17 protein-coding genes are annotated in these 19,490 nt (G+C 36.6%); 4 read left to right on the forward strand and 13 right to left on the reverse strand.

Annotated features, from left to right (window positions below):
• Positions 1 to 3: 3 nt before the first annotated feature.
• Complete coding sequence (locus Q2U82_RS04880; protein ID WP_410006589.1) at positions 4 to 1,506, reverse strand: GH3 auxin-responsive promoter family protein; 1,503 nt, start codon at positions 1,504 to 1,506, stop codon at positions 4 to 6.
• Between the two features lie 6 nt (positions 1,507 to 1,512).
• On the reverse strand, positions 1,513 to 2,376 hold the full coding sequence (locus Q2U82_RS04885) for a M23 family metallopeptidase (RefSeq protein ID WP_410006590.1): 864 nt from the start codon (positions 2,374 to 2,376) through the stop codon (positions 1,513 to 1,515).
• A 118-nt stretch (positions 2,377 to 2,494) separates the two neighbouring features.
• On the opposite strand from Q2U82_RS04885, the gene Q2U82_RS04890 reads away from it, so the two are divergent.
• Positions 2,495 to 2,686, forward strand: coding sequence for a twin-arginine translocase TatA/TatE family subunit (locus Q2U82_RS04890; RefSeq protein WP_410006591.1), 192 nt, complete (start codon positions 2,495 to 2,497; stop codon positions 2,684 to 2,686).
• A gap of 106 nt (positions 2,687 to 2,792) precedes the next feature.
• On the opposite strand, the gene Q2U82_RS04895 is transcribed toward Q2U82_RS04890, so the two are convergent.
• The 3 genes from Q2U82_RS04895 to Q2U82_RS04905 form a co-directional block, all read right to left on the reverse strand.
• Complete coding sequence (locus tag Q2U82_RS04895) at positions 2,793 to 3,770, reverse strand: DUF4837 family protein (RefSeq protein WP_410006592.1); 978 nt, start codon at positions 3,768 to 3,770, stop codon at positions 2,793 to 2,795.
• A gap of 21 nt (positions 3,771 to 3,791) precedes the next feature.
• Positions 3,792 to 5,357, reverse strand: coding sequence for a LysM peptidoglycan-binding domain-containing protein (locus Q2U82_RS04900; protein ID WP_410006593.1), 1,566 nt, complete (start codon positions 5,355 to 5,357; stop codon positions 3,792 to 3,794).
• Positions 5,358 to 5,546: 189 nt separating this feature from the next.
• Complete coding sequence (locus Q2U82_RS04905; protein WP_410006594.1) at positions 5,547 to 6,731, reverse strand: phosphoglycerate kinase; 1,185 nt, start codon at positions 6,729 to 6,731, stop codon at positions 5,547 to 5,549.
• 130 nt (positions 6,732 to 6,861) lie between these two features.
• Here Q2U82_RS04905 and Q2U82_RS04910 point away from each other — a divergent pair, with 130 nt between their 5' ends.
• Complete coding sequence (locus tag Q2U82_RS04910; protein ID WP_410006595.1) at positions 6,862 to 8,016, forward strand: ATP-binding protein; 1,155 nt, start codon at positions 6,862 to 6,864, stop codon at positions 8,014 to 8,016.
• 142 nt (positions 8,017 to 8,158) lie between these two features.
• Here the strand turns inward: Q2U82_RS04910 and Q2U82_RS04915 are convergent, their stop codons facing one another.
• From Q2U82_RS04915 to Q2U82_RS04930, 4 genes are all read right to left on the reverse strand, one after another.
• Positions 8,159 to 9,004, reverse strand: a complete 846-nt coding sequence (locus tag Q2U82_RS04915) for a class I SAM-dependent methyltransferase (RefSeq protein ID WP_410006596.1) — start codon at positions 9,002 to 9,004, stop codon at positions 8,159 to 8,161.
• A 56-nt stretch (positions 9,005 to 9,060) separates the two neighbouring features.
• Entirely contained in the window at positions 9,061 to 10,932 is a 1,872-nt protein-coding gene (gene mnmG / locus Q2U82_RS04920) for a tRNA uridine-5-carboxymethylaminomethyl(34) synthesis enzyme MnmG (RefSeq protein WP_410006597.1), read from the reverse strand.
• Positions 10,933 to 11,034: 102 nt separating this feature from the next.
• Positions 11,035 to 11,451 carry an rRNA maturation RNase YbeY gene (ybeY, locus tag Q2U82_RS04925; protein WP_410006598.1) on the reverse strand — a complete coding sequence of 139 codons (417 nt, stop codon included), beginning with the start codon at positions 11,449 to 11,451 and terminating at the stop codon, positions 11,035 to 11,037.
• Positions 11,444 to 14,830 carry a DUF4175 family protein gene (locus tag Q2U82_RS04930; RefSeq protein ID WP_410006599.1) on the reverse strand — a complete coding sequence of 1,129 codons (3,387 nt, stop codon included), beginning with the start codon at positions 14,828 to 14,830 and terminating at the stop codon, positions 11,444 to 11,446. Before Q2U82_RS04930 ends, ybeY begins: the two co-directional genes overlap by 8 nt.
• 163 nt (positions 14,831 to 14,993) lie before the next feature.
• Between Q2U82_RS04930 and gltX the strand changes: the two genes are divergently transcribed.
• Positions 14,994 to 16,505: a glutamate--tRNA ligase gene (gltX, locus tag Q2U82_RS04935; protein WP_410006600.1), complete on the forward strand. Its 1,512-nt coding sequence runs from the start codon at positions 14,994 to 14,996 to the stop codon at positions 16,503 to 16,505.
• Here gltX and Q2U82_RS04940 read toward each other — a convergent pair.
• On the reverse strand, positions 16,502 to 17,155 hold the full coding sequence (locus Q2U82_RS04940; protein ID WP_410006601.1) for a hypothetical protein: 654 nt from the start codon (positions 17,153 to 17,155) through the stop codon (positions 16,502 to 16,504). The two genes, gltX and Q2U82_RS04940, sit on opposite strands and share 4 nt — an antisense overlap.
• An 82-nt stretch (positions 17,156 to 17,237) precedes the next feature.
• On the opposite strand from Q2U82_RS04940, the gene Q2U82_RS04945 reads away from it, so the two are divergent.
• The gene (locus Q2U82_RS04945; RefSeq protein WP_410006602.1) at positions 17,238 to 18,230 is read left to right on the forward strand and encodes an SPFH domain-containing protein; all 993 of its coding nucleotides are present in this window, start codon (positions 17,238 to 17,240) and stop codon (positions 18,228 to 18,230) included.
• Between the two features lie 79 nt (positions 18,231 to 18,309).
• On the opposite strand, the gene Q2U82_RS04950 is transcribed toward Q2U82_RS04945, so the two are convergent.
• Genes Q2U82_RS04950 through Q2U82_RS04960 form a run of 3 tightly spaced genes read right to left on the reverse strand, consistent with a single transcriptional unit; the run spans position 18,310 to position 19,401 of the window.
• Positions 18,310 to 18,570 carry a hypothetical protein gene (locus tag Q2U82_RS04950; protein WP_068762086.1) on the reverse strand — a complete coding sequence of 87 codons (261 nt, stop codon included), beginning with the start codon at positions 18,568 to 18,570 and terminating at the stop codon, positions 18,310 to 18,312.
• A 5-nt stretch (positions 18,571 to 18,575) separates the two neighbouring features.
• Entirely contained in the window at positions 18,576 to 19,022 is a 447-nt protein-coding gene (locus Q2U82_RS04955; RefSeq protein WP_410006603.1) for a hypothetical protein, read from the reverse strand.
• A gap of 1 nt (position 19,023) precedes the next feature.
• Positions 19,024 to 19,401 (reverse strand): YtxH domain-containing protein, encoded by a 378-nt coding sequence (locus tag Q2U82_RS04960; RefSeq protein ID WP_068762084.1) that lies wholly within the window; start codon positions 19,399 to 19,401, stop codon positions 19,024 to 19,026.
• Positions 19,402 to 19,490 lie beyond the last annotated feature (89 nt).

Here is a 19,490-nt window from a genome sequence, read left to right on the forward strand (position 1 = left end):
ATACTAATTTTGAGGTTGAATTTGAAGAAGCGCATCAGCAATTTTACGATCGTTGGAAAGACGCGGTACTTTATTTTGCCCTCCAAGTTTGCCCTGTGATTTCATGAATTGCTGAAAACTATCTCTTTTAAGAGAAGTGATTTTTAATGGTTGAAGCACTTTTCCTTCAATTAAATCAAAATAATATGAGTTTTGCTGTTGCATTTCAATATCAAGAAATTTAGCAACTTGCTGAAGATTTTCCGGTGGTTTATCAAATTCTACCAACCATTCGTGATAGGGAAGGTTTTCTTCGGAAGGAGTTATTTGTGGTGCAACGGTGAATTCAGTAATTGAAAAATTGAATTTTGAAATTGCTTTGTTCATTGCTTCCTCCACCTCTTTTCCAATCACGTGCTCGCCAAATGCCGAAATAAAATGTTTTATCCTTCCCGATACAATTACACGGTACGGTTTTGTTGAAGTAAACTGAACCGTATCGCCCAAATTATAGGCCCAAAGCCCCGCATTTGTTGAAATAATCATCACATAATTAACGCCAGTTTTCACTTCGCCAATGGTCAAACGTTTTGGATTTTCGTCAAAAAAAGTACTGGCCTCCACGAATTCATAAAAAATCCCAGAATTCAAAAGTAAAAGCATTCCTTTTTCTTTTTGGCTATCCTGAAAGGCGAAAAAGCCTTCACTGGCAGGAAAAAGCTCGATGCTGTGCACTTTTCTTCCTATTAAATTTTCAAATTTTGCGCGATAGGGCTCAAAATTTACACCGCCGTAAATAAACAGATTGAAATTTTTGAAAAGATCGCCAACCTTTTTCCCAGTGGTTTTTTGAAGTTTTTCAAAATACATCTGTACCCAAGATGGAATGCCGCTGATAACGGTCATGTTTTCATCTTTGGTTTCTTCAACAATGGCGTCCACTTTTGTTTCCCAATCTTCAATACAATTGGTTTCCAAGCTCGGCAAGCGATTTTTTTGGAGATAGGCTGGAACATAATGTGCCACAATACCCGAAAGCCGGCCTACTTTTATTCCGTTCTTTTCCTGCATTTCTGGGCTTCCTTGGAGGAAAATCATTTTGCCGTCCACAAAATCTGCGTTTCCAGTTTCGTTGATGTAACAAAGAATCGCGTTTCGAGCGGCTTCAATGTGAAACGGCATTGATTCCTTAGTTAACGGAATGTATTTGGCGCCCGAAGTTGTTCCCGAAGTTTTTGCGAAATAGAGCGGTTTTCTAGGCCACATAACGTCCTCTTCCCCTGAAACCACACGATCTACATAAGGTTTCAATTCTTCGTAATCACGTATTGGAACCCTCTTAGTAAATTCTTCAAAGGAATCAATATTTTCAAAATCGTGATCTTTTCCGAAGGCTGTATTTTTTGCTTCAGAAATTAAAGCATCAAAAACTTTTTGTTGTGTTTCAAGAGGTTTAGAGGACCATTTTTGAATTCGGATGACAACAATTTTAGAGAAAATTTTAGCGGAAACGGATTTTAGGGACATAGGCTATCAATCAAAATCTATGAAGCTGGTAGGGTTGATGGGGTATCCATCGCGCCAAAGTTCAAAATGAAGGTGTGGACCAGTGGTTAATTCTCCGGTATTTCCAACGGTTGCGATCACTTCGCCTGCTTTTACAAGTTCGCCCTGTTCTTTGGTTAGCATCGCATTGTGTTTATAGACCGAAATTAGGCTGTTGTTGTGTTTTAGAATAATTACGTAGCCTGTAGCAGCCGTCCATTCAGCAAAAATAACGGTGCCGTCTGCCACGGCTTTGACTGGCGAATCTTTTGCTGTAACCACATCAACGGCATAATGTTTTGTTTTGGAATCATAAGGCTCTGAAATGGCTCCCTTAACAGGTGTGAACAAAGCATATTCCTGCACTTGAGGCGCAATAAGTGGATTGTATTTATCTTCTTTTGCCACTTCTTGGCGCAACAGGGAATCCCTTCTGGAAGTTCTAATCAAAACCGACGGATCTGTTTTGGCCACTTCAATGATGGAGTCTTTATTGAATTCTACTGTTTTAACGTCGCCTGTGAGCACTTTCTTGATTGATGATAGATATGCCTCATTTACATCCAGAATTTTCTGTAGTGAATCTGTTTGGTAGGCTAAACGGGTGGCTTTCTTTTTTAGAGTAGTAGATGAATAACCAGGAATATATTCTCTTAAAGGCGTAAAGGCAATAATGAAAGTAGTTGTTAAAATTAAAAACAACGCAAAAAGTGTACTGAAAACAAATACATTCAATCTATTAAGCTTAAACGAAAAACGCTCTTCAAAGGTTTCTTCATTCAGAATTACCAATCGGTATTTGTGCAATAACTTCCTTTTGAACCGTTTGGCACCTTTTTCTTTATTTGTCATATTGCGCAATTACTTTTTACAAATATAAAATAAACTATAGCCATACAAGCTAAAGTTACTCTCAAAACGTTGTATCTAAACAATTCTTGTTACCTTTGCGTAATTAAATTTAGAAATTATGAACGCATTATTTATTTCTTTAGGTGTAGTTGGTCCTTGGCAGATTATATTGATTGTAGTAATTGTACTACTGCTTTTTGGCGGAAAGAAAATTCCGGAACTCATGCGCGGTTTGGGTAGCGGCCTTAAAGAATTTAAGGATGCTTCCAAAGATGATACTACCGATAAAAAAATCGACGACAATAAGTAGTTTCCTTTTATATAAAACTAAAAGAGCCTTTCAATTTTAAAATTGAAAGGCTCTTTTTGGTTTCTAATCCTTCCATTGGTTATGACCTGCAAGGATTATTTAAATATTATTCCAGTTTGGCAGTATTCAATATAGACTCCAATTCAAACTGAAGGTCTCTTTTTGCTGCACTAGGGGCATAGGTGAAGCCTTCTATAATTAAATAGCGATTGTTTTTTTCGTCCCTAATCGCATAGTTAATAAAAGGGCCACCCATCCATGCGTCTTTCACTTCCCAAGTTCCTTTGGTTTTATAAGCAAACCTACCGTCTATTTCTGATTTGAAAATATATGGGGCATAGGCATCTTCAGTAATAAACTGACCCTCATCTTCAACTGGCAACAATTTGCTTCCAATGGAATCGCGGATTTTTATAATGTCGCCAACTGCGGTGCTATCGCTTTTAATCATCGTGAGAGGAACTTCATATACCAAAATATTGGTAGTTCCGTCTTTTAAATCTTTTCGCATCCAAAAAAAACTGTCGGTTGCTTTAGCGATTCTATAAGCACTTGGAATTTGCATACTCACGCCCATTACCTTTCTTAAAGAATCGCTTTTCATCAATGAAATTGAGGTTCTGCGCTGTCTTTCCTTAATTTCGGAAGCATGGAAAGATTCTATTATTTTGGCAGCATTTTTATCTATTAATTCTACAAGCTTTTCTTCAGAAGTAGCCTTTATTATAGCTCCGGTCTGTGGTTTAGCATATTCGTCTTTGGCAACTGTTACTTTATCTTCCTCGCTAAGAACCACATACAAAAAAAGTCTGTTGCTTCGCGCAAAACCAGTAAAAGCCTCGGGGGGCATTTGGTTCATTGAAAACAATGGCTCGTCTTGAGGAAGACCATCTACAGGTGCTGCAAAGTTATTTCGAATTGCTTCCCCAACAATACCATTCCATAAATCGTTAGGTATAACAATCTGAAGGGCATTAATGTTTCCTACTGAATCTGGAAGAAGGGACTTATCTCTTTTTCCGCTATCATTGCATGAAGTAAATGCAAAAAAAAGCGAAAAGAATACAAGGTAAATGGGTCTCATTAAAAGGATGTTTTTATGGAACTATCCTTTATAGATTTTAAGTTTAGTTCCGGGCTTTAAGTTTGTACCACTAATATCGTTCCATTTTTTGATATTCTGTACTGTAACACCAGGAAATTTTTGTGAAATGCTCCATAAAGAGTCCCCGCTGCGCACTGTGTATGTTTTTTCGGAGGAATTACTTTGCGAAGGTGTACTATTGACAGCAATGTCCTGATTGCTCTTTTTAGGATAGATAATCAAGTTTTGTCCCACTTTAACGGTGTTGCTTCGCATTCCATTCCAGCTTTTTATTTGGCTCACACCTACACCATATCTATCTGCAATTCTACCCAAATAATCACCTCTTTTAACTCGATACCGAATTTTTTCAGGTTGCTCGAATAATTCAGGCATTGGTTTTTCAGCTTCTTCCTGTTCTTCCTGAGCGAAGGCATAAATAGCTTCTTCATTGTTCACAAAAGCACCAACATGGGTAAGCGGAAGCCTTAACATATAGTTCTCATCCTTAATTACGGGTATGATCCCAAGCTTATAGGAAGGGTTCAAAAATTCCAATTCTTCTTTGTCAAGATTGGTGAGTTTTGCCACTTGATCCAATGTTATTTGCTTCTTTACTTTTATAGTGTCTGTAGCAACGAAAGGAATTCTTGCACTTTGCTTTTTAAAACCGTGTTCTTTTGCATATTCAAAAATGTACATAGTGGCTAAAAATGCAGGAACATAACCAGCGGTTTCACGTGGAAGATAATCACGGAGATTCCAGTAATTTGTTTTTCCACCTGAACGGCGAATTGCTTTTGAAACGTTCCCTGGACCTGAATTATATGCTGCAAGTGCCAAATCCCAATCATTGAAACTGTTGTTTAGGCTTTTAAGGTATTTACAGGCTGCCTCTGTGGCCATTATTGGATCTGAACGTTCATCAACATAGGAACTCACGTCTAAACCAAACATTTTGCCAGTGGGATACATAAATTGCCAAAGGCCCGTGGCACCAACTCTTGATTGAGCGCTTGGGTTTAAGGCAGATTCAATAACCGCTAAATACTTTAATTCTAAAGGAAGATTGTTTTTGTCGAGTTCCTGCTCAAACATCGGGAAATAATATTCGCTCAAGCCCATTAAACGCTCAAGGGTTCCTCTTCTATTTTTAAGGTATTGTTTGATTACACTTTCCAGAGATGGATTGTATTCAACTTTAAATGGAGTGCGTGCATCAAGCTCTTTAAGGCGCTGTTTTAAAACTTCTGTTGGAAGCTCATCATAGTCAACTGGATCAAATTCTTGATTGGCAACACTATTATAAACATCCTCAAAAAGATCAGATTTATAGAGTTCTTTCAACCAAAGACTGTCTTTTTTTCTGGCCAGGGCCATGTCTTTTAAATCAAATATAATTGTGTCTTTAATGCCTGTAGCTACAACAGTAGAGGGCAATTCTTCAGCAATTTTAGAAACTTTTATAGAGTCAACAACTTGAACCTTTTTAGTATTCAGTTTTTTGACATTCTTTTTACCTGGTTGGGCAAAACTCATGCTGCAGGCCAGCAACAGCATAAGGGGGAGGATTTTGTTTAGTTTCATCAGCTTATTTATTGCATTTGGGGATTTATGGCAAATTCGCCTGATTAATACTCTTTTTATAGCAAATAAGGGTCAATCACTTAGGGATTGTAACGCTTATTCAAATAAAAAATTTTATCAAAAATAATCAATTTGCGAAATTATGCAAATTTTCAATCCAAAACACTAATATACAGATATTTAACGTTTTTACAACAATACAGCTATACCTGGCAATGTTTTTCCTTCAAGCATTTCAAGCATCGCGCCTCCGCCAGTAGATACATAGCTCACCTTGTCGGTCAGATTAAACTTTTGCACTGCCGCAACGGAGTCTCCACCGCCCACCAGTGAAAATGCACCATTCTGGGTAGCTTTAGCAATATTTTGCCCCAAAAGTTTTGTGCCCTCAGCAAACTTATCCATTTCAAATACACCCACGGGGCCGTTCCATAAGATAGTTTTAGATCCAGTTAATACCTCTGCGAAAATTTCATTTGTTTTTGGACCAACATCTAATCCCATCCAGCCTTCTGGAATATTATTAACAGCTTCAATTTTTGTGCTTGCTGTTTCTGAAAAAGCATCTGCTATTATGGCATCAACGGGCAAGTGAACAGAAACGTTTTTCTTTTTTGCTTCTTTCAATATTTCCAGCGCCAATTCCTGTTTATCGTCTTCAACCAGGGAACTTCCTATTTTTCCGCCTTGCGCTTTTATAAATGTGAAAGCCATTCCACCGCCAATAATCAGGTGGTCAATTTTGTCGAGAATGTTTTCAATAATTGTAATTTTTGAAGAAACCTTTGCCCCACCAATAATTGCAGTAACTGGTTTCTCGCTAGTTTCCAAAACTTTTTTCACGCTTTCAACTTCTGAAGCAAGCAGCAATCCAAAACATTTGTTTTCCGGAAAAAAATCTGCAATTATCGCCGTTGAAGCATGAGCTCGATGGGCTGTCCCAAAAGCATCATTCACATAAACATCACCAAGTTTTGACAATTTTTCAGCAAAATCGCGATCCCCTTTTGTTTCTTCTTCATAATACCGAAGATTTTCCAGTAAAAGAATTTCACCAGATTTCAAACTTTCAACAGCTTGAGTAACTTTTGGACCAATGCAGTCATCAATAAATTTAACCTGTATTCCAAGTGCATCAGATAGCGATTTAACAATATGTTGCAATGAAAATTCAGTTTCTCTGTTTTTTGGTCTTCCTAAGTGAGACATCAAAATACAGCTTCCGCCATCTTCTAAAATTTTAATAATAGTAGGTTTAGCAGCACGTATGCGAGTGTCGTCAGTCACGCTGAAATTCTCATCTAACGGTACATTAAAATCTACACGTATCAGAGCTCTCTTGCCTTTAAAATCTATATTTTTTACTGTTTTCATCTTCTAAAATTTATTCGTGCAAATATACTTCTTTTGAGGTTTATTACCCTCTATGTTTTGGCGTCATTAAGTTATGATTTCATTAAAATTTCGACAGTCAAAAAACCCGCAAAATTGTTTAGATTTGCGAATGGATTTTTCAGAAATAATCGGGCACCAACATATAAAATCGCATCTCTTAAAAACCATTGAAAACGGCCGCATTCCGCATGCACAGCTATTTTCGGGCGTTAATGGAAGTGGATTGCTGCCGTTGGCAATTGCCTATGCTTCCGAATTGTTGTGCGACCCATATGAAAAAGGAAGCCAAGAATACATTTCCTGTAAAAACAAGGTTTCAAAATTGATTCATCCAGATTTACACTTCGTTTATCCAGTAAATACGAGTGATGACGTTAAAAAGAATGCGATTTCGGATAATTATGCCGAAGGGTGGCGAAATTTTGTGTTGAACAATCCCTATGCCTCTCTTTTTGAATGGTTGCAGAGTATTGGCATCGAAAAAAAACAGGGAAATATTAGCAAATTTGAAGCTGAAAATATTTCGAAAAAGCTTTCCCTCAAAGCATTTGAAGGCGGTTACAAAGTGATGATTATTTGGATGGCTGACAATATGAACGGCGAATGCGCCAATAAAATCCTTAAATTGATTGAGGAGCCTTCAGATAAAACCGTTCTTCTATTATTGACTGAAAAAGAACAACAAATTATTACCACTATCCGTTCGCGTTGCCAAAAGTTGACAATATCGCTTCTTTCAGAGACTGACATTGCTGATAATTTGGTTAAAAACCATCAAATAAAAGAATCCTTAGCTTTTAAAACCGCAAGAAGATCGCGAGGTGATTATAACAAAGCCCTTCAATTATTAGAAGAAACTGGGGAAGATGAAATTTTTGAAAAATGGTTTATCAATTGGGTTCGAACTGCTTTTAGAGCAAAAGGAAATAAAGCTGCAATAAACAATTTATTGGATTGGAGCGATGAACTTGCCGGGCAGGGAAGAGAAACGCAAAAAAAATTTCTTTTCTATTGTATTGAGGTTTTTAGACAAGCACTTTTAAAAAATTACAACGCAGATACTCTTTTATTTTTTGAAGCAAAAGATGAATCCTTCTCGCTTCCAAAATTTGCACCTTTCGTCCATCAAAATAATATTTTTGAAATCAACTCCGCTTTAGAAGATGCTTCATATCATATAGAGCGAAATGGAAATGCCAAAATAATTTTTACGGATCTTTCCATAAAATTAACTCGACTAATTCACAAACCAGAATTAGTATAATCAATTTTTATAGTTTATAGATTAAAATAGAAAGAGACTATTTTAAAATGGTCTTTTTAATTTGTTTTCCCAAACAATTTTAAAACAGCCAGGGCAATCCTTCATTTTTAGCGCTAAATGCCTTAAACGCGCTAAAATTCGCTTATTTTGCTTTTCTGAAGCAGTAAATGTGTGAAGAATATTCGTTTGTACGTTTTGCTTTCAAATTAGATTTTAAACCTATCCAAAGAGCTTTTAGGGAAAATTTGTTTCCTGTTTTATATTTCTCAGAAAGTAAACTCACGTAAAAAGAATCAAAAATCATTGGTTCAATTTTTTCTAATTCAAAATTTTCAGCAAAAAGATTTTTAATTGATTCTTTTGAAAAATGCCAAAGGTGTCGAGGCACATCAAAAGCTGCCCAAAATTCTCCGTAATGGTTGGCGTCAAAACTTTTGAAATTAGGAACCGCAATAATTAAAGTTCCCCTCGGTTTCACCAATGCTGATAATTTTAAAATCGTTTCTTCCAAATTTGGAATGTGTTCCAAAACGTGCCAAAGTGTAACTACGTCAAATTGTTTTCCTTCAAAGTCATTTAAAGAAGATTCTAATTCAATGTTTTTTTTCAAAGCCAATTTTGTGGCATTTTTATTTGGTTCTGTTCCATGGACCTGCCAGCCTTTTTCTTTTGCAGCTTTTAAAAAATCTCCTGTTCCAGCACCAACATCGAGCAAGGAACCTATACCTTTATTTTGGTCAAGAATCAATTTTGTTTTCTTCTGAAGAGACCATTTTTTTACCAGTTGATATAATTTTGAAAACAAACCACGTTTTTCATCAGTATGCGAAATGTATTCCTGGCTTTCGTAATATTTAGAAAGTTCTTCCGCTTTTGGTTGCGGAAATGTTTTCAGAAACTCCAAATTTGGATCGTAAATCAAATCAAACGATTCATCTGAAACTAAGTAATCTTTAACAGATAAATATTTTTTTTCGTGATTTTGCAAGGATAAAAAATTGGTTATTTAAAAAAATAGTAGATGTTCCACGTGAAACAATGATGTTAACGCCCCATATATACTAGCAGAACAGAAACATCATTTGGAGAAACGCCGCTGATGCGAGATGCTTGTGAAATTGTGGCTGGTTTAATTTTTGTGAGTTTTTCACGGGCTTCATAAGAAAGTGATTTCAATTTTGAATAATCAAAAGAAGCGGGAATTTTTAATCCTTCCAATCTATTTAATTTATCCGCATTATTCTTTTCCTTATCAATATATCCTGAATACTTAACTTGTATTTCGGCTTGCTCGATCATTTCAGTATCCAAACTATGTAGATCTATATAATCTTTTACCGAAGAGATTGTTTTCATATCTTCCATTGTAACTTCAGGACGAGAAAAGAACTTAAACATCTTATCACTTTGATCAACCAATGCAGATTCTCTCAATTCAAAAATAGGATTGATTTCTTCTGGAGCGACACTGGTTTCTTTAAAAAATTGAACAAACGCTTCTGACTTTTCTTTCTTTTCCCCCATTTTTCGCATTCTCTTTTCACTAGCCAAACCAATTTCAAATGCTTTCGGCGTTAATCTGAAATCCGCATTATCTTGGCGCAACAAAGTTCTATATTCTGCTCGCGAAGTAAACATTCGGTATGGCTCTTCCGTTCCTTTAGTAATAAGGTCGTCAACCAAAACACCTATATAAGCCTCGTTTCTTTGAAGTATAAATGGTTCCTTTTCGTGAACTTTTAAGTGTGCATTTATGCCTGCCATCAATCCCTGTGAGGCTGCTTCTTCATAACCTGTTGTGCCATTAATTTGTCCCGCAAAATACAAGCCGGAAACCAATTTTGTTTCCAAAGTGTGTTTTAATTGCGTTGGTGGAAAATAATCATATTCGATAGCATAACCTGGTCGGAAAAATTTCACATTTTCAAAACCGGCAACTTGGCGTAAAGCTTTAAACTGGATGTCTTCCGGAAGGGAAGTAGAAAATCCGTTTATATAATATTCAACCGTATCCCACCCTTCTGGTTCAACAAAGAGTTGGTGTCTATCTTTATCTGCAAAACGATTAATTTTATCTTCAATGGAAGGACAATATCTTGGGCCCAAACTTTGGATTGAACCATTAAACATTGGCGATCTATCAAAACCTTCCCTTAAAATATTATGAACTTCCAAACTAGTATAGCTCATGTGACAAGATCGTTGATTTTTTAAAGGAGTTGTTTCATCAGAATATGAAAATTTTTCAGGGATTTCATCCCCTGGCTGTTCTATCATTTTTGAAAAATCCAAAGAACGGCCATCTACTCTTGGCGGCGTTCCGGTTTTCATTCTACCTGCTTCAAATCCTAAATCAATTAAATCTTGTGTAATTCCAGTTGAAGCTTTTTCTCCTGCACGACCACCACCAAATTGTTTTTCACCAATATGAATTAAGCCATTCAAAAAGGTGCCATTTGTTAGCACAACACTTTTCCCTTTTATCTCTAATCCAAGAGAAGTTTTAACACCTTTTATCTTTCCATTTTCAACAATAATACCCGAAATCATTTCTTGGTAAAAGTCGAGATTAGGCGTTTGCTCCAACATCAATCTCCAAGTTTCGGCAAAACGCATTCGGTCACTTTGAACCCTTGGGCTCCACATTGCAGGCCCCTTTGACTTATTGAGCATTTTAAACTGAATAGCGGTTTTATCAGAAACAATGCCGCTGTAACCACCTATTGCGTCAATTTCACGAACAATTTGGCCTTTAGCAATACCGCCCATTGCAGGGTTGCAACTCATTTGTGCAATTGTTTGCAAATTCATTGTAACCAACAAGGTTTTTGAACCCATGTTCGCAGCCGCAGCCGCCGCTTCAGAACCAGCGTGACCCGCACCAACAACAATTACATCATATTCTTTTGGAAACATAAATTATATTAATTGTTCCACGTGGAACATTTTTGACTTTCTATTTTTTTGGGGTGCAAAATTACAATAAATAACTAATTTTAAAGCAACTAAGTTTTGGAATTAAGAAATTGATAACCTTCTGAGGCATTCCTCCTCTTTTTGTCGCATTATTCTTTCTTCAGTATCACTTTTATCTTTATAGCCACATAAGTGGAGGACGCCATGAATCATTACTCGGTGTAATTCATTCTCAAAATCGGTTTTGAAATCTATGGCGTTTTCAGCAACGCGTTCAACGGAAATGTAGATTTCGCCGTTAATTATTTTTCCAATATTGTAATCAAAACTAATAACATCAGTTAAGGTGTCATGATTTAAATATTCTATATTCAATTTGTGCAAATATTCATCATCACAAAAAATATACAGTAACTCCCCCAGTTCATATCCTTCAGAAATTATGGTTTCGGAAATCCATTTTTGCAGTTTTATTGGATTTTTTAATTCAAAATCAGTTTCAAAATTAAAATCAATCATTGCTTTCCTTAAAATATTCCTGGACCTTGTTTTTATAATCTTGGCGCAAAGGTAAGGCCTCGCGGTTCAAAATCTCGGTTGTGTTGAAGTATTTTTTTATGTCCTCTGGAGAAAGTCGCGAATTGTTTTGAAAATCTCTTTTATTTGTACGGGACTCCCTTCTGCTCTCCTGTCCTTGTTCAAGATCAGCTTTATCAAGTTTTAACAACTCATATTTAAGGTTAAGCATTTGCTGTAGTGTGTTTTCATTAAAGCCTTTATCCAACAATTGCTGTTCAATACCTTCCATTTTCTTTAATAAATTGCCTGCATTTCCTTTTAAGCCTTCCTTGCTCAATCTATCTTGGAGTTGATTTCGGAGTTCTTGTTGTTGTTTATATATTTCAAAAATTTCACCATTCATTTCCTCACTATCCCCATTTCCTTCTTTTTCACTTCCTTTTTTATCTCCCTGCTGCCCATTTTTTCCGTTTTCACCATTTTGGCCATTCCCATCGCCACTTCCTTCTTGTTCTCCGTTTCCTTCACCCTGGCCTTTTGATCCTTTCTTCCCTTTCTTCATTCCCTCTTTCATTTTTTCACTAAGACTTTCTTGCTTCTCAATAATATCAGGTAATTGAAATCCTCCACCGCCAGAACCTGGCATAGGTTTTCCTTTTCCAGAGCCCGAACCCATAGACATTGCCATCTGCATTTGCATATTGCTCAAAATATCACTCAACATCACTGCCAAATCATTTGCGCCTGTTACCGTATATTGCTGATTTCCAATGCCTTGCCTTGTTTCATTCTGAGCTAAGCGCTCTAATGATTTTTCAATATTATATTGGATCTCCGTTAAAGAAGTGTTTATCTGTGACCCAATCATAGGTTGCCGAAGGGAAAGTGCAAAAATACTGTCGTCTATGTGTTCAAAATTAATTTTAAGATCATTTTGAATATTTAATTTCTTTCCAAATATTGGATTGCCATATTCAATTTTTTTGAAAACTTCCATTAAATCTTCTTGTTGAAATGAAAAAACAACAAGATTATCCACAATCTGACGTAGCATTTTAACATCCTCTTCAATAGTTTCAGATTGGCCAGACTGCATTTGCATTTGCATGCTCTTGCTCATCTGCTTCATTTTTTGGCCAGCTTTCTTTTGATTTTTTCCAGCCTCGCTAGGTTTCTGTTCTTCAAGTTTATCAGTAGCCTTTTGCTGTTCTTGATCAATCTGTTGTTCGGTTGGTTTGTCTTCAGGAATATCCATTGGTTTTTTTAAACCTTCATTTTCCTTTTGCAGTTCGTCCATCTGCTTTTTGTACTCTTCAAACTTTTCGTTTAATTCCTCTTGGGCTTCTTTAGTGTTTTCATTTTCAGACTTATCTGCTAGCTTTTCTTGTTCTTCGCCCAATTCATAAAGTTCCTCGGCGAGTTTTTCAGCTTTCTTTTCAACGTAATATCTTTTGGTTAACTCCAGTAACTGCTCCAAGTTTTTCTCTTGGTTCTTGTTTTGCTTTGAAAGTTTTTCAAGCTTCTCGGTCAGCTCTTCTTTTTGGATTTTATCTTGAAGCTTCTCAAGTTCATCCAACAATTTTTCATTCTTCTTAAGTTGTTCCTCATTTTCTTCCAATCTTTTTTGAAGATCTTCCTTAAAAGGATCTTGCTCCTTGTTTTCAGGTTGGAAATTTTCAAGCTCCTCCTTCATTTCCTTTGAAAAATTCTTCATCATTTCCTCTTGCTTTTGCTGCCTTTGGATGAAGTTTTCCAGTTTCTTTTTATCGTTGTAATTAAGCTCGTTCTTCTCTTTTTGGGTTCGCGAAAGTTCTTCCAAAGTTTGCTTTCGGTCTTTTAACTCTTCCAACGATTTATCTAACCCTTTAATAGCATTTTGCTGATTTTGCAGTTGTTCATCCTCTAATTCATTCTTTGTCAATTTTCTGAAAGAATAAATACCTGATTTCGAGGACTTATAATTGTGAATTGCATCATTGTCAAAAACCTCAAAATAATATTCATACGAAACGCCTTCGTCCAAAAGAAGGTTTCCGGGAAACATATAGGTAAATTGGTCAAAATTAGTCTTATTCAATGGCAAAGCCTGTGTTTTAGCCTGCTTTTCATCGCCTTCGGGGAAATAGACCAGCCGAAGTTTTGTAAGTCCATAATCGTCCGAGATTTGGCCCAAAAAGAAAACCCTTTGCGTGTTTGTGCTGTCCTGTTTTGACTGCACTTCAATTTCTGGAAATTGATCCTTCACCACATTCAGCGTGAATGCAAGGTTTTCATAATCCTTCAATTTTTCGTTGGAAGTTGTAATCGCATAATCCAACTTGTTATAAATTCCTTTTTCAAAATTGAAATTTTCGCCTTTTGAAGCAAATGAAAAGGAAGTATCCGCAGTTTTTAAAGTTACTGCCTTTGTGTTTTTTGTAGCAACATTCCATTTTACCCTTGTTCCTTCGGGAATAGTAGCGTTTCCTGTGCTTTTCAAGATTTCGTCCCTTTTCCCAGTATAGGAAGGATAATCCAAAACCATTTCAAAATTGAGCAATGAAGGGGTTTTTACAACATCCAACGTATATTCCCGGGAAGTCACTTTATTTGCCTTTAAGTTGAAATCGATAGATTCCACGGGTTGTTGAAACGTATATTCAAACAAACCTGGCGCGGTCTGCTGCAGATAATAGTTTTCACCATTATAATTGATGCTCGCGTTTTCGGGAATCGCAGTGCCCTCGGTTCTAATTTTTAAGTTGAAAGGTTTGTTTTCAACTGCATTCAAATCATCGTTCATCACAATGAAAGAAAAAGGTGCGGGCGGCTCAAAGGCAGTGTCGTAATGTACCACACGTTTATAGCTACTGGAAAAAATATCCATTCCGCCCAAAGCGCTGAAAAGTATAAATATCAATACCGGAATGGCCGCGTATTTTAAATATTTTGCGTTCTTTTTAAAATTTACGGCACTTTTAAAAGGTACTGGCTGCAGTTCGGTAGCTTTTTGGTCAATGCTTGCTGCCAGCAATTCGCTCTCGCGCCGGTTTTGGTTTAGCTGGATTACATTGAGCAATTTATCGTTTACCTGCGGAAAATGGTTGCCAATGATTTTTGAAGCTTCTTCATAATTAATTCCCTTTTGGAGTTTGAAAAGTTTCGCAAGTGGAAAGGCAATAAACCGAACAAACAAAGCCAATTCAACAAAAACAAAAGCCCAAAAAAGAATACGTCTTCCCAAGGGATTCAGCCAAAGGAAATATTCAACGAGCAGCGTTATCAACAAATACAGAAGCCCAATGGCGAAGAAAAGGATGGCTCCCTTAATAAGCTCATTGGTGTAGTATTTCTTGATAAATTCCTCCAGTTTTTGCTGGATGATATTGAAAGTGCTCATAGTTGTTTTTCCCCTGTATTCAAAACTTCTAAAATACAATATTATTTTGTGCTGACCACGCCGCAAATATTGCTCCAAAAAAAGAAAAAACCACTCTGTGCAATAACTTTAAAATGCGGCTTCTAAATTGTAACTTTGCCCATTCATAAAAAGAATGCAGATTATGTCTCAAAAAGTTCGGGTGCGTTTTGCGCCAAGTCCAACAGGGCCTTTACATATTGGTGGTGTTCGCACTGCTTTGTTCAATTATTTATTCGCAAAAAAACACGATGGCGATTTTTTACTTCGAATAGAGGATACTGACCAAAATAGATATGTGGAAGGTGCCGAGGCATATATTATTGAAGCGTTGAATTGGTTGAATATTCCCTACGATGAAGGTCCGGGAAAAGAAGCCGATTGCGGCCCATACCGCCAAAGCGAACGGAAAGAGCTTTACAGACAATATGCAGATGCGCTGATTGAATCTGGCAATGCTTATTATGCTTTCGATACCGCTGAAGAGCTTGACGCACATAGAAAAGACCACGAAGAAAAAGGGAAAACCTTTATTTACAATTGGCACAACCGTTTAAAACTGAAAAATTCGTTGGTTTTTTCTGCGGAAGAAACGCAGCAGAAAATAGCAAATCGCGAAGAATACGTAATCCGTTTTAAATCGCCCGAAGAGGAAACTCTTCATTTAAATGATATCATTCGCGGCGAAATGCAGGTGGAAACCAACATTCTCGACGATAAGGTTCTATTCAAAAGTGATGGGATGCCAACCTACCATTTGGCAAATATTGTGGACGACCATTTAATGAAAATAACTCACGTTATCCGTGGCGAAGAGTGGTTGCCATCTTTGGCGCTTCACGTTTTGTTGTATCGTGCTTTTGGCTGGAATGCACCACAATTTGCGCATTTACCGTTGATTTTAAAACCAACGGGCAACGGAAAACTCAGCAAACGCGATGGCGACAAAATGGGTTTTCCCGTATTTCCTTTGGAATGGAAAACCGCCGAAGGAGATCTTTTCTCAGGCTATCGCGAAGATGGTTATTTGCCCGAAGCTGTTGTAAATATGCTCGCCTTTTTAGGCTGGAACCCCGGAACGGAGCAGGAAATTTTCAGTTTGGAAGAATTGATTTCCGCTTTTGAATTGGAAAGAGTTCATAAAGCAGGAGCAAAATTCGATCCCGAAAAAACAAAATGGTTTCAGCACCAATATTTACAAAAGGTTGATGATGATACATTAGCTTCTAAGTTTTCGAAATATTTAGAAAAAAAAGAGGTTTCGACTGCGCTCAACCTGACATTGGTCGTTTCATTACTTAAAGAACGCGCGACTTTTGTTAGTGATTTATGGGAGCAGGGAAGTTTCTTTTTTGAAGCGCCAATAACATATGAGGCAAAAGCTGCAGAAAAAGCATTTAAAGCTGAAACGCCTGAATTTCTTCAAAAAGTGGTTTCTATCCTAAATACTTCGGAAGACTTTTCAGCAGAAAACCTTTCGGAAAAAGTGAAAGGCTGGATTACTTCAGAAAATATAGGCTTCGGAAAAGTAATGATGCCGCTCCGATTGGCACTTGTTGGTGAAATGAAAGGCCCGGAAGTATTTGATATTCTTTCAATTTTAGGAAAAAAAGAAAGCGTTTCCCGTATTGAAAAAGCAATTGACTTTATTGGTTAAAAATAAATTACTCCAGAAACAATAATCGTAGAGCTGTTTCCCTTAAAGTTATCATTTTCCAAATCATTTCCATTCAATCCGCCCAATATATTTGTAAGGCCATATTGATACTGTGCGCTTATTCTAAAATGCTCCAAACCAGTTGTAAGACCAGCAGCCAGGCGAACGTTAAATCTGGAAATATCTTGAATATCCTTTGCGGTTAGTTCTTGATAGCCTGTTAAAATATAATCTTCATATTCGTCTCTATCAAGTTTCATTTTTCCGTTTATGCTGAAAACTGGGCCAAACTCAATGCTCAAATGTTTAACTACAATATTATAGCTTCCAAGAAAATTGATCTGTGCGCCTTGAATGGTGTAACTAATATTTTGAGTGTCACCCCCAAGACTTCCTTCCACACCAACAGACGAATTTTGAAAGCTCAATCCATAAATTAAATCAAAGTCATTTCTGAAAGCGCCACGGGTAGTAAAACCAGCGGTAAAACCCATTTCTTGCTTGGTTACCAAATCATCTGTCTGAATATCAAAAAAAGATATTCCGCCCTGGATTCCTAAAAAATTATAGCCTTCATAGTTACGCTGGGCAAAGGTTTGTTGAAAAAAGAAAAGACAAAAGGAAGCAAAAATTACTCGTTTAAAATTCATGGTTGGGGATATTTTAAGGGCGTGAAAATAGGTTTTATTTTTTGTATCTTCCACAATGTTTAATCATTAATATTTAAAAATTATGGGTGGGTTTATTTTTGTGCCACTGCTAGTTGTTGGGTTTTTTATACTATTGGCAGGTTTTTTTACAGTAAAACAGCAAACCGCTGCAATAGTAGAACGCTTTGGAAAGTTTCAAAGTATAAGACATTCGGGATTACAGTTAAAAATTCCGTTGATAGATCGGATTGCGGGACGTATTAATTTGAAAATCCAACAGCTGGATGTAATTGTTGAAACAAAAACCAAAGATGACGTTTTTGTTAGACTGAAAATTTCGGTACAGTTTCAAGTGTTGGAACAGAAGGTTTATGATGCTTTTTATAAACTCCAAAACCCGCATGATCAGATTACTTCATACGTTTTCGACGTTGTTCGGGCCGAAGTTCCAAAAATGAAACTCGATGATGTTTTTGAAAGAAAAGATGACGTGGCAATAGCAGTAAAATCAGAATTGAACGAAGCCATGAGCACTTATGGTTATGACATTATTAAAACGCTCGTTACAGACATTGATCCAGACGTACAAGTTAAGGAAGCAATGAATAGAATTAACGCTGCTGAACGTGAAAAAGTAGCCGCAGAATTTGAAGCGGAAGCAGAGAGGATAAAAATAGTTGCTAAAGCAAGAGCAGAAGCAGAAAGCAAGCGTTTGCAAGGACAAGGTATTGCTGATCAGCGACGTGAAATTGCACGCGGCTTGGAAGAAAGTGTTGATGTTTTGAATAATGTGGGCATCAATTCGCAGGAAGCTTCTGCATTGATTGTGGTTACACAACATTATGATACGTTGCAATCCATTGGTGAGGCAACCAATACTAACCTTATTCTTTTACCAAATTCACCACAGGCCGGTAGCGATATGCTAAACAATATGATTGCTTCCTTTGTAGCGAGCAACCAAATTGGCGAAGAGATGAAAAAGAAAAATATTGAAAAAGGGATTATGCCAAAAAAGAAGCCGAAACGCCAAGCGCCACCAAGAGCAGAAGAAGGTGAAGATTTGAATTATTAATTACTACATATTTAAAAGAAAGCCCTCCTAAAATTTTAGGAGGGCTTTCTTTTTCAATTAATCGAAGTTTAAACAATCTTTAAAGATGTTCGTCATCTTCGTAATCTTTCTTTTTCACAGGTTTTATGCCTATTAATTTATCAACTACTTTTAAGACAAAGGCCTTTTTTATAATCGCTCCCACTGTGCCTGCTATCATATTTATTGGGGAAAAAGTCTCGCTTATGGTTTGTTTGCTTTCGTTCAATCCCAATTTCACCTCTTCAAGGTCTATCTGTGATTTTAAACGGAGGTATTTCAAATCTCTATCTATTTCGTCAAAAGTAGTGTATCGCTTCATAAATGTTATTTTGAAATATTCGCTTTCCGAATAGCCTCATCTTCAAGCGTTTTTTGGTATTCTTCTATCTCTTCTTCCGCTAAAGCTTTTGGGTCCAAATCATCTTCATCATATAATACTCCAGAGAATTTATGAAGCATTTTTCGCTCTATAATTTTTCTTCCGAAGATAAACATGAAGATTAAAATAATTCCATAGAAAGCGCCAATCAACAAAAAGCCAGCATAAACATTTTCAAAAAAAGTAGCCAGCCAAAATGCTGCACCCAATGATAGAAAAAGCAAAACAAAAAGAAACAAACTTCCGTAAACCAAAAGGTTTACAAGAGAAATGCTCCCTTTCATTATAGATTTAAACAGGCGAAGTTTGTAATACTCCGCCATGCTCAAACTATAATCTTCTATTCTGTCTGTTACCTTATGCAGGCTGTCTGTTAGGCCTTTAAATGCCATATTATGCTGTTACTTTTTTGGCTGTCGCTTTTGCTTTGTCAACTTTTGAATCAATTTGAAGCTTTGCATTTTGTCTTCTTAAAGCTTCCAATTTATCTTCCATAGCTACTAAAATATCATCAGCTTTATAACTTGCAGAAGACAAAGTATCATTCAATTTTTGCTCAAAACTATATTTAGCTTGCTGCGCTTTTTCACTTAGCGTATGACTAGTTTCCTGAATTTGCTTGTTTAATTTTTTTTGGGCTTTCTTAGCTTCTTTGCTAAGTTTATCTCTAGTTTTTGAACCTTTGTCTGGCGCATAAAGAATTCCCAATCCCGCTCCAATTGCGGCTCCGGTTAATAATGCGATGAGTGTTTGACCTGTATTTGATGCCATTGTTTTTTTGTTTTATTAGTTAATAACATCAAAGATAGGTAACGGTATTGCGGTTTGCTGTTAACAACCGGTTAATAGTTATTTTTCAA

Origin of the sequence: Aequorivita nionensis, assembly GCF_046352995.1 — a bacterium.
GTDB classification, from domain to species: Bacteria; Bacteroidota; Bacteroidia; order Flavobacteriales; family Flavobacteriaceae; genus Aequorivita; species Aequorivita nionensis.